Annotated in this window: 11 protein-coding genes; 4 read left to right on the top strand and 7 right to left on the bottom strand. The window is 68.8% G+C overall.

The genetic code is table 11. The features are described 5' to 3' along the window. The first annotated feature begins 36 nt into the window (after positions 1 to 36). Both ACY466_RS08145 and ACY466_RS08150 read left to right on the top strand, forming a co-directional pair. Positions 37 to 1,221 carry an exonuclease SbcCD subunit D gene (locus ACY466_RS08145; protein ID WP_463251473.1) on the top strand — a complete coding sequence of 395 codons (1,185 nt, stop codon included), beginning with the start codon at positions 37 to 39 and terminating at the stop codon, positions 1,219 to 1,221. Further along, entirely contained in the window at positions 1,218 to 4,199 is a 2,982-nt protein-coding gene (locus ACY466_RS08150; RefSeq protein ID WP_463251476.1) for an AAA family ATPase, read from the top strand. The genes ACY466_RS08145 and ACY466_RS08150 overlap by 4 nt, the downstream gene beginning before the upstream one ends. Before the next feature lie 20 nt (positions 4,200 to 4,219). Here the strand turns inward: ACY466_RS08150 and ACY466_RS08155 are convergent, their stop codons facing one another. From ACY466_RS08155 to ACY466_RS08170, 4 genes are all read right to left on the bottom strand, one after another. Further along, positions 4,220 to 5,569 (bottom strand): AI-2E family transporter, encoded by a 1,350-nt coding sequence (locus tag ACY466_RS08155; RefSeq protein WP_463251479.1) that lies wholly within the window; start codon positions 5,567 to 5,569, stop codon positions 4,220 to 4,222. 124 nt (positions 5,570 to 5,693) lie between these two features. Continuing rightward, entirely contained in the window at positions 5,694 to 6,602 is a 909-nt protein-coding gene (locus ACY466_RS08160) for a DNA-3-methyladenine glycosylase family protein (protein ID WP_463251482.1), read from the bottom strand. A gap of 25 nt (positions 6,603 to 6,627) precedes the next feature. Next, the gene (locus tag ACY466_RS08165; protein ID WP_463252177.1) at positions 6,628 to 6,807 is read right to left on the bottom strand and encodes a YbdD/YjiX family protein; all 180 of its coding nucleotides are present in this window, start codon (positions 6,805 to 6,807) and stop codon (positions 6,628 to 6,630) included. A 13-nt stretch (positions 6,808 to 6,820) separates the two neighbouring features. Continuing rightward, complete coding sequence (locus ACY466_RS08170) at positions 6,821 to 9,106, bottom strand: carbon starvation CstA family protein (protein ID WP_463251485.1); 2,286 nt, start codon at positions 9,104 to 9,106, stop codon at positions 6,821 to 6,823. A gap of 182 nt (positions 9,107 to 9,288) precedes the next feature. On the opposite strand from ACY466_RS08170, the gene ychF reads away from it, so the two are divergent. Further along, positions 9,289 to 10,368, top strand: coding sequence for a redox-regulated ATPase YchF (ychF, locus tag ACY466_RS08175; RefSeq protein ID WP_463251487.1), 1,080 nt, complete (start codon positions 9,289 to 9,291; stop codon positions 10,366 to 10,368). Positions 10,369 to 10,375: 7 nt separating this feature from the next. On the opposite strand, the gene ACY466_RS08180 is transcribed toward ychF, so the two are convergent. Further along, the gene (locus ACY466_RS08180; RefSeq protein ID WP_463251489.1) at positions 10,376 to 10,576 is read right to left on the bottom strand and encodes an SDR family oxidoreductase; all 201 of its coding nucleotides are present in this window, start codon (positions 10,574 to 10,576) and stop codon (positions 10,376 to 10,378) included. An 82-nt stretch (positions 10,577 to 10,658) separates the two neighbouring features. Continuing rightward, entirely contained in the window at positions 10,659 to 11,678 is a 1,020-nt protein-coding gene (locus ACY466_RS08185; protein WP_463251491.1) for an LLM class flavin-dependent oxidoreductase, read from the bottom strand. Positions 11,679 to 11,795: 117 nt separating this feature from the next. On the opposite strand from ACY466_RS08185, the gene ACY466_RS08190 reads away from it, so the two are divergent. Further along, entirely contained in the window at positions 11,796 to 13,721 is a 1,926-nt protein-coding gene (locus ACY466_RS08190; protein ID WP_463251494.1) for an alpha-amylase family protein, read from the top strand. A gap of 3 nt (positions 13,722 to 13,724) precedes the next feature. On the opposite strand, the gene ACY466_RS08195 is transcribed toward ACY466_RS08190, so the two are convergent. After that, positions 13,725 to 14,906, bottom strand: coding sequence for a lipase family protein (locus tag ACY466_RS08195; RefSeq protein WP_463251497.1), 1,182 nt, complete (start codon positions 14,904 to 14,906; stop codon positions 13,725 to 13,727). Between the last annotated feature and the right edge of the window lie 2 nt (positions 14,907 to 14,908).

A 14,908-nucleotide genomic window follows, 5' to 3' on the forward strand; every position in this document is an offset into this window, starting at 1 on the left:
ACGAGTTTGTCGGACACCTCCGTTAGCGTCGCGATCATGAGAATCCTGCACACCTCCGACTGGCACATCGGTCGCACCTTTCACGGTGTCGACCTGCTCGCCGATCAGCGGCGTGCCCTCGACGCGATCGCCGACGCGGTCCGTGAACACGCGGTCGACGTCGTCGTGATTCCGGGGGACATCTACGACCGCGCCGTTCCCAGCGCCGACGCGGTGCGCGTGTGCAACGCCGGCTTCGAGGCCATTCGTGAGGCCGGGGCCGTCATCGTCGCCACCTCGGGCAACCACGATTCACCGGCTCGCCTCGGTGCCGGCGCTGCGTTCTCCTCCGCGGGCGGATTGCACCTGTTCACCACCGTCGCCGCGGTGGATCGCCCGATCCTGATCCCCGACGAGCACGGCGAGGTGGCCTTCTACGGGATCCCGTACCTCGAACCGGAGACCACGCGGGTGGAACTCGGGATCGCGGACGCCCGCTCGCACGCCGACGTGCTGGCGGCGGCGATGACCCGAGTGCGGGCGGACGTCGCCACTCGGGGTCGGAACGCACGTTCGGTGGTCCTCGCGCACGCGTTCGTGGTCGGGGGCGAGGGCACCGGGTCCGAGCGTTCCATCGCGGTCGGTGGGGTCGAGACCGTTCCGGCGGCGAGCTTCGACGGTGTCGAGTACGTCGCCCTCGGCCACCTGCACTCTCCGCAGACCATCGGTCCTCGCATCCGCTATTCCGGATCGCCGCTGCCGTACTCGTTCGGCGAGCGTTCCCACCGCAAGGCGGCCTGGCTCGTCGACATGGCGGCGGGAGGGGAGATCGATGTGACCCGCGTCGACCTCCCCGTGGTTCGGGGCCTGTGCGTGCTCGAGGGGACTCTGAACGAGTTGTGCGCGGACGAGTCCGACGCACACGTCGAGGATTACGTGTCGGCGGTCCTCACGGACGCAGTGCGGCCGATCGACGCGATGCGCCGGCTGCAGGATCGGTACCCGTTCGCCGTCCACCTCGAGTGGTCGCCGCCGGCACGCGTCGGCGACGCCGGGTATCGGGACAAGGTCGTCGGCCGGTCGGACGTCGAGATCGTGACGAGTTTTCTGACCGACGTCCGGAGCGCTCCCACCACGTCCGAGACCGCACTGCTGCGCACGGCGGTGCGGTCGGTCGGAGTCGAGGCCGAGCTCGACCGGGAGCGCAGCGTCGGCGAGTCGCGGTGGGAACGCTCGGCGTGAGGCTGCACTCGCTCGCCGTGACGGCCTTCGGACCGTTCGGCGGCACGGTCACCGTCGATTTCGACGAGCTCGGTGCCGACGGGTTGTTCCTGCTCCACGGGCAGACCGGCGCCGGAAAGACCTCGATCCTGGACGCCATCGCGTTCGCGCTCTACGGCGTGGTCCCCGGCGCTCGCCGCGACACCAAGCGTTTGCTGTCCGATCACGCTGCCCCCGGCGTCCCACCCTCGGTCGAGCTCGTGGCGACGCTCGGGGGGCGACGTCTGAAACTCGTCCGCAGTCCCGAGTACGCCCGCCCCAAGCTGCGTGGCGAGGGAACGACGAAACAGAACGCCAAAGCCACTCTCACCTGGCTCGACGGCCGAGGGGAGAACCTGACCCGGATCGACGAGATCGCGACGGAGGTGGAACGGCTCCTCGGCATGCGAGTCGATCAGTTCTTCCAGGTGGTGCTGCTCCCGCAGGGTGACTTCGCTCGCTTTCTCAGGGCGAAGAACGACGAGCGTGGATTGTTGCTCGAGCGGCTCTTCGACACCGATCGGTTCTCGGACATCGAGGAATGGTTCGCCGAGCGGCGTCGCGTGAGCGCCGAGGCGCTGGCGGACCGAACCCAGAGCGCCGACCGGATCGCGGCGCAGGTCGCGTCGGCCGCCGGGGTCGAGTTGTGCACCGACCCGGAGGTGCTGCCCTGGGCGACCGCCCTGGTCGAGTCGGCGCGGAGCGAGGCCGAGGTGGACGGAATTCGACTGGAGGCGGCGCGGGCCGAGCACACCGTCGCGGTCGACGCCGTGCGAGCGGCGCGGTCCGCGGCCGAGGCTCGCGCGCGCGGTGCGGCCGCGCGGCACCGTCTGGCCGCTCTCGAGGAGACCGCCGACGCGCGCGCCGCCGAGGTCCGGGAGCTGACCCGCGCAACCGCCGCGGCGCCGGTGGAGCGTCGCCGCCACGAACTCGACGATGCCCGTCGACGGTCCGATGCCGCCGACGCCGTCGTCCAGGCGCGGTCCGCCGACGCCGCGCACACGGTCGCCGCGGACGTCGCCGCGTCTCTGTCCTGGCCCCCGGCACCGGACGACGCCGCGATGGTCGATGCCGCCGTTCAGCGATGGAGCGGCGAGTGCGCGGTGCTCGACGGGATAGCCGCCGACGAATCGGCACGCGACGATCTGGTCGCCGACCGACGCCGACGTGCCGACATCGTCGCGAGCATCGACACAGACGTCGCCGCGTTGACGCAGCGCCGGTCCACCCTGCCCGAGACGATGGTCGACCTCGACCGGGAGTACACCCTCTGCGTGCAGGCGCAGGCATCGCTCGACGCATTGACGACGCGGCACGCCGCCGCGGCCGACGCGGTCGCCGCCGCGATCGAGCATCGTCGCGCCACCGCCGCTGCCGAGGCGGCCGACAAGAAAGTCCTGGCCGCGACGGCCAAGCATCAGGAGCTGCGCGAGCTGTTCCTGGAGTTGCGCGAGCAACGTCTCGAGGGAATGTCCGCGGAGCTGGCCACCCGATTGCGCGACGGCGAACCGTGCGAGGTGTGCGGCGCGGTCGAGCACCCCGCGCCGGCGCGCAGTTCCGGCGAATCGGTCACGAGAGACGACGAGGATCAGGCCCGTCACGCGGTCGATGTCGCCGGTGCCCGCCGTGACGCCGTCCAGGAGGAACTGCACGCTCGGCGTCGCGAGATGGACGTGCTCGCCGCACGGGGTGGTACCCGCCCGGCCGGCGAATTGTCTGCGGCACTGGACGCGGCGACCGCGGAGCTCGACGCAGCGACGGCGCGCGCCGGTCGTGCCGAGGACGTGGCTCGGCGGCGCGCGGCGACGCAGGCCGAGGCGGAGAACCTGCGAACACGGATCTCGGAACGCGTCGCGGAGCTCGAATCGCACCGCGCCCACCTCGAGTCACTGGACGTGCGTATCGCCGAGACGACGGCGAGAATAGACGGCGCCGTCGGAGCCCTCGGATCCGCGCGCGCACGGCGAGCCGAACTCGACGGCGCGATCGCCGCCGTGGTGTCGCTGCGGGATGCGCGACACGCCGCCGCGGACGCTCGTAGAACAGTGACCGAGCTCGAGCGGCGACTCGAGCAGGAGTCCACCGACGCCGGGTTCGTCGATCCGGTCGACGCCCGATCGGCGGTGCGAGAGCCTCGACGTATCGCCGCGCTGGAGCAGCGCCGCACCGACGCCGAATCCGAGCGCGCAGCGGCCGCCGCGGTTCTGGCCGAGCCGACGGTCGTCGCCGCGCTCGCCGGTCCGGAGGTCGACGTCGACCCGCTGGTGCGCACCGAACGCGAGCTGCGGGAGGTCATGGAAGAGGCGTTGACCCGGAAGCACTCGGCCGACGAACGGCGAGTCAAGGTGGAAACGTTGGTGACGCAACTGTGGGCGGCCGCCGAGAGACTCGAACCCGTCCGCGCGGCACACGCGGAATTGCAACAGCTGGCGGATGTGGTCAACGGCCGGGGGCAGAACAGTCGCAAGATGTCGCTGCGGTCCTACGTTCTCGCGGCGCGCCTCGAAGAGGTCGCCGTGGCGGCGTCCGTACGGTTCGGGCGGATGACGGGCGGGCGGTACGAGTTCGTTCACTCGGACGAGGCCGGTCCACGGGGAACCCGAGGTGGTCTGGGGCTCGACATCCGCGACGATTACACCGGTGTGGTCCGCGCCGCCGGCACGCTGTCCGGTGGCGAATCCTTCTGCGCGTCGCTGGCGTTGGCGTTGGGCCTCGCCGACGTGGTGGCAGCCGAGTCCGGTGGCGTCACCCTCGACACCATGTTCATCGACGAGGGCTTCGGCACGCTCGATGCGGAGTCACTGGACTCGGTGATGGGCGTGCTCGACGAACTGCGTTCCGGCGGTCGCACCGTCGGCATCGTCAGCCATGTCGACGAGATTCGGGATCGGGTGCCGTCACGGCTCCACGTGATCCGGCAACGGCACGGCTCGACCGTGCGTGTGCACGCCGGGGTCTGAGGCCGAGAAGACGCTGCGCCTCAGGGTCGGTCGGAGCTCGTGTGGGTGTCCCCGCTCGACGTGTTCCCATCCGACGTGTTCCCGTCCGGGGTGGGCCCGTACGGGGTGGGCCCGGCATCCTTCGTCGTGCTTCGGTCCGGACCGGCGCCGTCTCGGTCCTGATCGTCCAGGAAATCCGCTCGATCCGGCTCGTCGTCCACCACGGTGGGGGCGTCGTCTTCACCGGGGGTTCCCAGCTTGGCGTGCACCTTGGCGGCGATGGTGTTGGCGTCGGGGTCCTCGTCGGATTTGCGCTCGACCTGCTCGTTGACGTACCGGAACAGCACCGCGGCAACGGCCGCGACGGGTACGGCCAGGAAGGCGCCGATGATCCCGAACACCGAGGCGCCGCCCGTCACCGAGAGCAGCACGACGCCGGCGTGCAGATTCATGGACTTGCTCTGCAGGAACGGTTGCAGCACGTTCCCCTCGAGCTGCTGCACCGCCACGATGATGGCGAGCACGATCAGCGCGGTGGTGAATCCGTTCGCCACCAGCGCGACCAGAACGGCAAGAGCTCCGGCGACGAACGCGCCCAGGATGGGGATGAAACCACCGAGGAAGGTCAGCGTCGCCAGGACCGGCGCCAGCGGGACCCCGAGAATCAGCAAACCCGCACCGATGAAGAGAGCGTCGATCGCGCTGACCACGGCCTGCGTCCGGATGAACCCGCCGAGGGTGTTCCACATCCGGTCCAGAACCTCGGCGACGTGCCGCCCGGCCCGGCCACCGGCGAGGCCGTGGATCCACGGCAGGAAGCGCGGCCCGTCCTTGATGAAGAAGAACGTGAGCACCAAGGTCAGTGCCAGCGTCACCAGGATCGATCCGGCCGTGGTGACACCGGCGAAGACGCCCGACGCGATGGCGGTTCCGCTGTCCTGCAGGCTGTCGATGATGACGGTGACCGCGTTGTCGATCTGTTCGGCTTCGAGATTGAGCGGCGGGCCCTCGATCCAGTCCTGGACCTGGGACACACCCAGGGTGGCGCTGTCGGCGAGTTCGGGGGCCTGCTCCGCGACGGACGGGACGATGAACGCGACGACCGCGGCCAGGATGGCGAGGAACGCGAGGAGCGAGGTGATGGCGGCCAGGGCGGGCAGGAACCCGACGCGACGCAGGAACCGGGTGGCCGGCCACAGAACGGTCGCGACGATGAGGGCGAGGAGCACCGGTAGCACGATCACCCACATCTGACCGATCAACCAGCCGATGAGGTAGAGGGCCGCGGCGATGGCGACGAAGACGGCCGAGGCCTTGGCGAGCCAGACGGCCCCGGAAGCGATCAGGGATCCTCGTTCACGGATGGCGGTGCCGGCGGCGTTCTCGGTCACGAAGTGTCCTTCTCGAGGGTCGTGCGATGTGGTGGGACCGTTCCGGGTCACGATCGGACGATGTGACTGTACCCGGGGCCGCGAGTCTCACCCCTCGTCCGCGCGGGGGATCGTATGCCGTTCGTCACGGGTAGACGCCGCGGGCCGCCAGAGCCGCCCGCCACAGATGCATCGACACGAACGAACGCCAGGGCGACCAGCGCTCGGACTCGGAGAGGTCGACGTCCAGGAGTCGGGCTCCCTGACGCACCACGAGATCGGTGTCGAGCAACACGTCCGGATCGCGCAGCACGCGCATGGAGACGTAGCGAGCGGTCCACGGCCCGACCCCCTTCAGCGCGGTCAGCGCCTTCTCCTGCTCGGGTGCGGTGCGGTGCCGACCGATGTGGAGAGCGCCGTCGGCCAGGGCCCCGGCGGTCGCGGAAATGGCCGCGATGCGTCGGGCGGGCCCGGTGAGGAATTCGGGCCCGCGTCCGGCGATCGCGTCGTTCGTCGGGAACAGGTGGGTGATGCCGTGCTCACCGACCCCGGCCTCGTCGCCCACCGGGTCGCCGAGCCCGGCCACCAGGCGCGCGGTGTGCGTCGCGGCTGCGCCCAGTGAGATCTGCTGTCCGATCATGGTGCGCAGCAGCACCTCCGACGAGTCGAAGGCACCGGGAACGCGAATCCCCGGCACCGCCTCCACACAGGGGGCGAGCCGGGGATCGGCGGACAGGGCCCGGTCCGCGGGCGCGGTGTCCACGTCCAGGGCGAGGACCGAGCGGACGCGGTCCACCGCCTCGGCGAGATCCGACTCGTGCTGCGCCCGGACCTCGGTCTCCACCACACCGGTCCCGTCGTCGGACGCGCGGAACCGACAGGTCACGACGGCCGGACCCTGCGCGAGCCGCAGGGACCGTCGGTAGGTGCCGCCCGTGAACGTCTCCATCCCGGGGACGGCGTGACCCGACAGGAACCACTCCATCCAGCCGACGTCGTACGGGGTTCGATACGGCAGTTCGACCGACAAGGCGCTCCACGGCGGTGAGGTCACGACGGCCATCGTGCCCGCTTGCCTTTCAGCAGCAGCGAGGACCCGGCTTCGCGTCGGCCTCCGCGTACCGAGCGCGCCAGTACTCGCGCTCGGAGGGAACGACGGCGTCGGGGTGTGTGCGCCGGAGATGTTCGACGTAGCGGCTGTAGTCGTGGTCTCCCATGAGGGAGGTGATCCACCACTTCGCCGCCTTCGCCGACTTCAGGACGGTGAGCACCTCAGTGACCTCCGCCGTGTGCGCTGCCGGGTCGCCGTACCTCGCCGGATTCGATGAGAACGTCCCATTCCGCCTGGACGGATTTCTCGGCCGGGGTCATCGCGAACCCGGTGGGAGCGAAGATCTTCGACGGAACGTCCGGTTCCTCGCTGCCGGGAAGTCCACCCTCGCGCACGGCCTTGACGCACACCATGGCGCCCGCCACGGCCACGATGATGACCAGGCCGGCGAACACGATCGACAGGGTGCCCTGGATGAACGTGTTGCGGATGACGGCGTCGATGGCGTCGGTCGAGGTGGCCGTCCGGAACTCGGTGAGCCCTTGCGCCTTGGCGTCGCGGAAGTCGCTGTGCTGTGCCCAGTAGCCGATGGACGGGACCGAGGAGAAGATCTTCTGGTACGACGCGGTCATCGTGACGATGAGGTCCCAGACCAGCGGAACACCGGGGATCCAGGCCCACTTGAACAGGCCCTTCTTCATGACCACCGTCAGCACGACCGTGAGGGCGATGGCGGCGAGCAACTGGTTCGCGATTCCGAACAGCGGGAAGAGCGTGTTGATGCCGCCGAGCGGGTCGGTGACACCCATCAGCAGGATCGCGCCCCACGCGCCGACCACGACGATCGAGCAGATCCACGCGCCCACTCGCCACGAGGGGTCCTGGAACTTCTTCGCGCGGCCGCCGAGGTTGCCGATGGAGTCCGACAGCATGAATCGGGCGACGCGGGTGCCCGCGTCGACGGTGGTGAGGATGAACAAGGCCTCGAACATGATCGCGAAGTGGTACCAGAAGGCCTTGAGGCTCTCGCCGCCGAACACCTGGTGCAACACCTCGGACATTCCGAACGCCAACGTCGGCGCACCGCCGGTGCGGGAGATGATCGATTCCTCGCCGACGTCGGTCGCGGCCTGCTGCAGTTCCGCCGCGGTGATGTCTCCGCCGGAGAGGCCGAGTCCGTTGACGTAGGCGGCGGCGGTCTCGGGAGTTCCTCCGGTCAGGGCCGTGGGCGCGTTGAGCGCGAAGTAGATGTGCTGATCGAGGATGCACGCGGTGATGAGCGCCATGATCGCGACGAACGATTCGGTGAGCATCCCGCCGTACCCGATCATCCGCATCTGCTTCTCCTTCTCGAGAAGCTTGGGCGTGGTTCCGGACGAGATGAGGGCGTGGAACCCGGACAACGCGCCGCACGCGATGGTGATGAACAGGAACGGGAAGAGCGAACCCGAGAAGGCGGGGCCGTTTCCGGCGCTGGCGAAGCTGGTGACGTCGGGCATCTGCAGGACCGGGCGGGCGATGAGGATGCCGACGGCGAGCAGCACGATGGTGCCGATCTTCATGAACGTCGACAGGTAGTCCCGTGGCGCCAGCAGCAGCCAGACGGGAAGGATCGACGCGGCGAGGCCGTAGGCGATCAGCAGCCAGGCGACCGTGACCTTCGACAGGGTGAACCAGTCGGTGCCCCAGTCGGTTTCGGCCACCCAACCGCCGGCGATGATCGCCAGCAGAAGCAGGACGACGCCGATGAGCGAGACCTCGGAGACCTTGCCGGGCCGGAGGTACCGCAGGTACACGCCCATGAAGAGCGCGATGGGAATGGTCAGAGCGATCGAGAACACGCCCCACGGGCTCTCCGCGAGTGCGTTGACCACGACCAGGGCGAGCACCGCGATGAGGATGATCATGATGACGAACACCGCGATGATGGCAGCGGTACCGCCGACGACGCCGAGTTCTTCGCGGGCCATCTGGCCGAGGCTGCGTCCGCGGCGACGCGTGGAGATCCAGAGGACCAGGAAGTCCTGCACGGCACCGGCGAAGACGACGCCGATGATGATCCAGAGCGTCCCGGGCAGGTAGCCCATCTGGGCGGCGAGAACCGGCCCGACGAGCGGACCGGCGCCGGCGATGGCGGCGAAGTGGTGCCCGAACAGCACCCGCCGATCCGTCGGCATGTAGTCCTTGCCGTTCTCGAGGATCTCGGCCGGAGTGGCGCGATCGTCGCGGGGGTGGACGATGCGGTTCTCGATCAGCCGGGCATAGAAGCGGAAGGCGAAGATGTAGGTGCAGACGGCGGCGACGACGAACCAGACGGCGTTCGGGTTCTCTCCGCGGACGATGGCGACGACGGTCCAGGCGATACCGCCCAGGATGCCGATGAAGACGAAGAAGATGCGCTTGGGCATCGACATGGGGCTGCGATCGACGATGCCCACGGGTGGCAGGTTCTCGTCGGTCTTCTGGAATTCCACATGGGAATCCCGGTTCTCGGACACTGCAGTCATCTACAACGCTCCTGGCGGATGTGGTGTGCGGTCGATGTGACCGCAGTCACTCTTAGCAGATGTAAGAACAGTTGTGCCCCGAGCACAGTGAATCTGCGGAAACCGATGCGCCGAACGGTCGGTTTTCTGCGCCGAACGTGCGGACGGGGTTCGCGCGGGCGAACACGTAGACTCCATCGATCGTGAGCCTCACCCTCGGAATCGTCGGACTACCCAACGTCGGCAAGTCCACTCTGTTCAATGCGCTGACCAACAACGATGTGCTGGCCGCGAACTACCCGTTCGCCACCATCGAGCCCAACGAGGGCGTGGTGGCGCTCCCGGACCCACGGTTGAGCGAACTCGCGAAGATCTTCGGCTCGGAGAAGATCCTTCCCGCGCCGGTCACCTTCGTGGACATCGCCGGAATCGTGAAGGGCGCGTCCGAGGGCGCCGGTCTGGGCAACAAGTTCCTGGCCAACATCCGCGAGGCCGACGCCATCTGCCAGGTGGTACGCGTGTTCGCCGACGACGACGTGGTGCACGTCGACGGTCGTGTCGACCCGGCCGCCGACATCGAGGTCATCGAGACCGAGCTGATCATCGCGGACATGCAGACCCTCGAGAAGGCCATTCCGCGCCTCGAGAAGGAGATGCGGACGCAGAAGGACCGCGCCCCGATGGTGGCGGCCGCGAAGGAGGCGCAGGCGTTCCTCGACGAGGGCAAGACGCTGTACTCGGTGAAGAACAAGATCGAGACGGCACTGCTGCGCGAGCTGAACCTGCTGACCACCAAGCCGTTCCTCTACGTCTTCAACGCCGACGAGTCGATCCTCACCGACGAAGCGAAGGTCGCCGAGCTGAAGGCGTCGGTCGCCCCCGCGGACGCGGTGTTCCTCGATGCCAAGATCGAATCCGAACTGGTCGAGCTGGACGACGAGTCGGCCCTCGAACTCCTCGAGTCCATCGGGCAGGCCGAGCCGGGGCTGCACGCCCTCGCGCGGGCGGGCTTCCACACCCTCGGGTTGCAGACCTACCTCACGGCGGGCCCCAAGGAGTCACGCGCGTGGACGATCCACCAGGGCGACACGGCTCCGCAGGCCGCGGGCGTGATCCACACCGACTTCGAGAAGGGCTTCATCAAGGCCGAGGTCGTGTCGTACGACGATCTCGTCGCCGCCGGGTCGATGGCTGCCGCCAAGTCCGCGGGCAAGGTGCGCATCGAGGGCAAGGAATACGTCATGGCCGACGGGGACGTGGTGGAGTTCCGCTTCAACGTGTGAACCCGGTTCAGCCGCGCGTGACCGAGATGCCACCGTCCACGTAGGGGGTCGTCCCGTGGACCATCGAGGCGTCGTCGGAAACCAGGAACAACACGCCGTTCGCGATGTCCTGTGGCGACAGCCTGATCGTGTAGACGGTCTGGGACGGCTCCAGCACCGCCCAGATCCTGCCCATCCTGGCCAGCTGGGATCCGAACTCGGCGATCATCACCCGATCCGAAACGCAGGGCGTGTGCTGCGAGTTCGGTGCTCTCGGCCGCGGTGACCGCGGCCGAGAGCACCCACCGCGATCAGCGCCAGCCGAGCTCCGGGGCGACGTGGGTCAGCACCGACTCGATCAGGTGCGCGCAGTACTCGACCCCGAGCTGGTTGGGAACGGTGAGCAGCAGGGTGTCGGCGGCCGCGACCGCCTCGTCTTTTGCGAGCTCCTCGATCAGGCGGTCGGGTGTGCCCGCGTACGTCTTGCCGAAGCGAGCGATGCCGCCGCCGATGTAACCGACCTGATCACCGCCACGTCCCTCGCGTCCGAAGTACGCACGGTCGCGATCGTCTACGACGGGAAAGATGCTGCGGCTGACCGATACTCGCGGTTCGAAGGAGTGGCCCGCGTCGGACCAGGTCTTGCGGAAACGCTCGATCTGTTCGGCCTGCAGCTCGTGGAACGGAACGCCGGTGTCCTCGCTGAGAAGCGTCGAGCTCATGAGGTTCATGCCCTGCTGGGCCGTCCACTCGGCGGTCGCGCGCGTGCCGGCGCCCCACCAGATTCGCCGCCGCAGTCCGTCCGAATGCGGTTCGAGCCGCAAGAGGCCCGGGGGATTGGGGAACATCGGAGACGGGTTCGGCTCGGCGAACCCGTTGCCCTCGAGCAGTTCGAGGAAGATTCGGGTGTGCTCGCGCGCCAGGTCACCGCTGTCGGTCCCGTCGGCAGGTGCGTAGCCGAAGTGCCGGAAGCCGTCGACGACCTGTTCCGGCGATCCGCGGCTCACGCCCAACTGGAGTCGTCCCCCGGAGATGAGGTCCGCGGACCCGGCATCCTCGGCCATGTAGAACGGGTTCTCGTATCGCATGTCGATGACGCCGGTGCCGATCTCGATCCGATCGGTCTTCGCGCCGACGGCGGCGAGCAGCGGGAACGGTGACGCGAGTTGCTGAGCGAAGTGGTGCACCCGGAAGTACGCGCCGTCCGCGCCGAGTTCTTCGGCGGCGACCGCCAGGTCGATCGACTGCAGCAACACGTCGGACGCCGACCGCGTCTGCGAGTGCGGGGAGGCCGACCAGTGCCCGAACGACAGGAAACCGATGTTCTTCATGACTCGTTCAACCTGCGTGGCCGTCGTTTGCTTCCCGCGATCGGAAACGCCGGCGCCGTCCGGTCGGTGTCCGATTCCGGCGGGGGCCGCGTGTGGGGCACGTGCGAGGATGCAGGCATGGCGCGCCTCGCACTGCCCGACGCGGTTCACGACATCGTCCGACACGTCCTGGGTGACCTGCCCGAGCATCGACGCGCGACGTTCGTCCTGCGGCTCGAGCGGTGGTGGCCCGATCTGCACGAGGCAGTTGCGGCGGTGTACCCCGATCCGGACGAGACGGCGGCGGCACTGGTTGCGGTCGCCGCCCGAGGATTCCGTGATCGCAGTGCCGAGCTCCACGAACTGGACGATCGCCGCCTGCTCACCCCGGACTGGTTCCAGCGACCCGACATGTTCGGGTACGCGTGCTACGTCGATCGGTACGGCGAGACGCTGGCCGGGCTCGGGGAGCGTCTCGATCACCTCACCGATCTCGGGGTCACGTACCTGCATCTGATGCCGCTCCTGCAACCACGGCCGGGGGACAACGACGGCGGTTACGCCGTCATGGATTTCACCACCGTCCGTCCGGACCTCGGGACCACCGAGGATCTTCGCGCGTTGACGTCGACGCTCCGCGAACGCGGAATCAGCCCCGTGATCGATCTCGTTCTCAATCACGTTGCTCGCGAACACGAGTGGGCGGAGAAGGCGCGGGCGGGAGATCGGCGATACCGCGACTACTTCCACCTGTTCGCCGTGCGGGAGCAGCCCGACGCCTACGAGAAGACACTGCCCGAGGTCTTCCCCGATTTCGCGCCCGGCAGCTTCACCTTCGACGACGAACTGGGGGAGTGGGTCTGGACGACCTTCAACGAGTGGCAGTGGGACCTGAACTGGTCCAACCCCGACGTGCTTCTCGAATTCGCCTCGATCGTCACCCATCTCGCGAACCTCGGTATCGAGGTGCTGCGTCTCGACGCGATCGCGTTCCTCTGGAAGCGGCTCGGAACGAATTGCCAGAACCAGCCCGAGGTCCACGCGATCACCCAGGCCCTCCGCGCCACCACGCGCCTCGCTGCACCGGCGACGTTGTTCAAGGCGGAAGCGATCGTCGGTCCCCGAGACCTGTTGCCCTACCTGGGTTCCGGGGATCACACCGGCAAGGTCTCGGACATCGCGTACCACAACAGCCTCATGGTGCAGGTGTGGTCGATGCTGGCCACCGGCCGAACGGATCTGGCTCGCCAGGCGCTCGGAACGCTGCCGCCCACCCCGCCCAGCGGCACGTGGGTCACCTACGTGCGGTGTCACGACGACATCGGCTGGGCCATCGACGATGCCGACGCCGACGCCCTCGGACTCACCGGTGCCGGCCACCGGAACTTTCTCGCGGACTGGTACTCCGGCGAGTTCGACGGGTCCTGGTCGGAAGGCGCCGTCTTCCAGTACAACCCCGAGACCGGTGATCGGCGGATCAGCGGCACCGCCGCTGCGCTCACGGGCCTGGGGTTCTCGCGTCGAGATCCGGACGGCGCGTTCGGGCGGCTGTTTCTCGCGCATGCGATCGTCGCGGTGTGGGGCGGCATCCCGGTCGTGTGGAGTGGGGACGAACTCGGCTCGCCGGGCGACGCCGATTGGGCGAGCGAGCCCGGGCACGAGGACGACAATCGGTGGCTTCACCGGCCCCGGGTCACCGACGCCGATCGCGCCCGCCGCTTCGAGCCGGGCAGCGACGCCCAGCGCGTGTTCGACGGCATCGCGCGGATCGCGAAGATCCGGGCCGGCCTGCCGATGCTGCACGCCGAAGCGCCCGTGGACGTTCCGGCCGACGTCGACGACGGAGTGTTGGCCGTCCTGCGGCGTCACCCCAGCGGAACCCTGGTCGGACTGTTCAACGTGACGGCGGAGCACCGACCGTTCCCCTACGCGCGACTCGGCGAGTACGGGGTCCTCGCACCTCGGGAGGTGTTGTCCCAGCACGATCTCGACGTGAACGAACACGGGGAGCTCTGGTTGCCGCCCCACGCGGCGTGGTGGATCGTGGACGAACCGCGTTCCTGACGATCAGGCCACCGGCCGACCCCGGAACCTGTCGTGCACCCACTGCAGCACGAAGGGCAGCCCGGTGACGGCACCGACGAAGTGGTCACCGACCACCGATCGATGTTCCACGGTCGCTCCCAGCGCCCGCCACCGCTCGGCGAGTTCGAGCGCGCCGCGTTCGGGGATCCATCGATCGGAGAACCGGGCGTAGCGCGAGCCGTGATAGAAGGCGAACGGGGCCGACGGCGCCGCCGCTCCCGGCATGTTCTGTGCGATGACCCGCTGTGCGATCTCGGACTCGAAGGCGTCGGGATCGATGGACAGCTGCTCGAGGCGGATCCGAGCGAGTCCGCCCAGAGCCAGGGGCACCACGGACAGGTTCCGGATGCGCGTCGCGGCCCACAACCCGCTGGGGCCGAAGAGCTCGACCATCTCCGGATGCTCGCGTGCGATACCGATCGTGGCGGCGCCGAGCAGACCGGCCGCGATGGTGCCGTTCATCGAGTCGCGGAGCAGGGTGAAGTCCGTCGGCGTCCCGCCCGCGATGGCCCCGGCCAGGGTGAGCTCCGGCGCGTACGACGGTTGCAGCTGGGCGGCCCACACCGTGGCTATGGCCCCACCGCTGTAGCCGTACAGCACCGTCGGACTCTCCCGGTACGACGCGTCGAGTGCGGCAAGACCGCGAACAGCGTCCAGTACCGCCTGTCCCGCCATGGTGCCCTCGGCGTAGGCCATACGCGGACCCTCGTGATCGGGGATCAGCACCGCATACCCGCGGGCGAGCCACAGCGGCACGACGGTGGGGAAGTCCTGACTCAGCCCGTGCACGATGCGATACGACGCGGTCGCCTTGGTCCCGAGGGCATCGATGGCGACGTTGTGGACCAGCACCGGTCTCGGCCCCGATCCGGTCCACGGCGCCTTCGGTTCCATGAGGGTGGCGGTGACGGCCACGGGAAGTCCGCGCGCGTCGGTCGAGCGGACCATGAACTGGCGCAACCGGGTGCGGGGCCGGGGCAGCACCCCGCGCACCTGCCGGGTGCGGACGAGGTCGCCGGGTTCGAGCCGCGACACATCGGCCGGGGCGAGGAAGAAATCGTCGTCGTCGACGGGTGTCGGCAGGATCGCCGCATACGGGTCGTCGAGCGCCGACTGCGACAGGCCTCGCGCGGCCGCGCGATCCAACAGGTCCACCACGTTCATCG

Source organism: Rhodococcus sp. K11/5, from assembly GCF_055193735.1.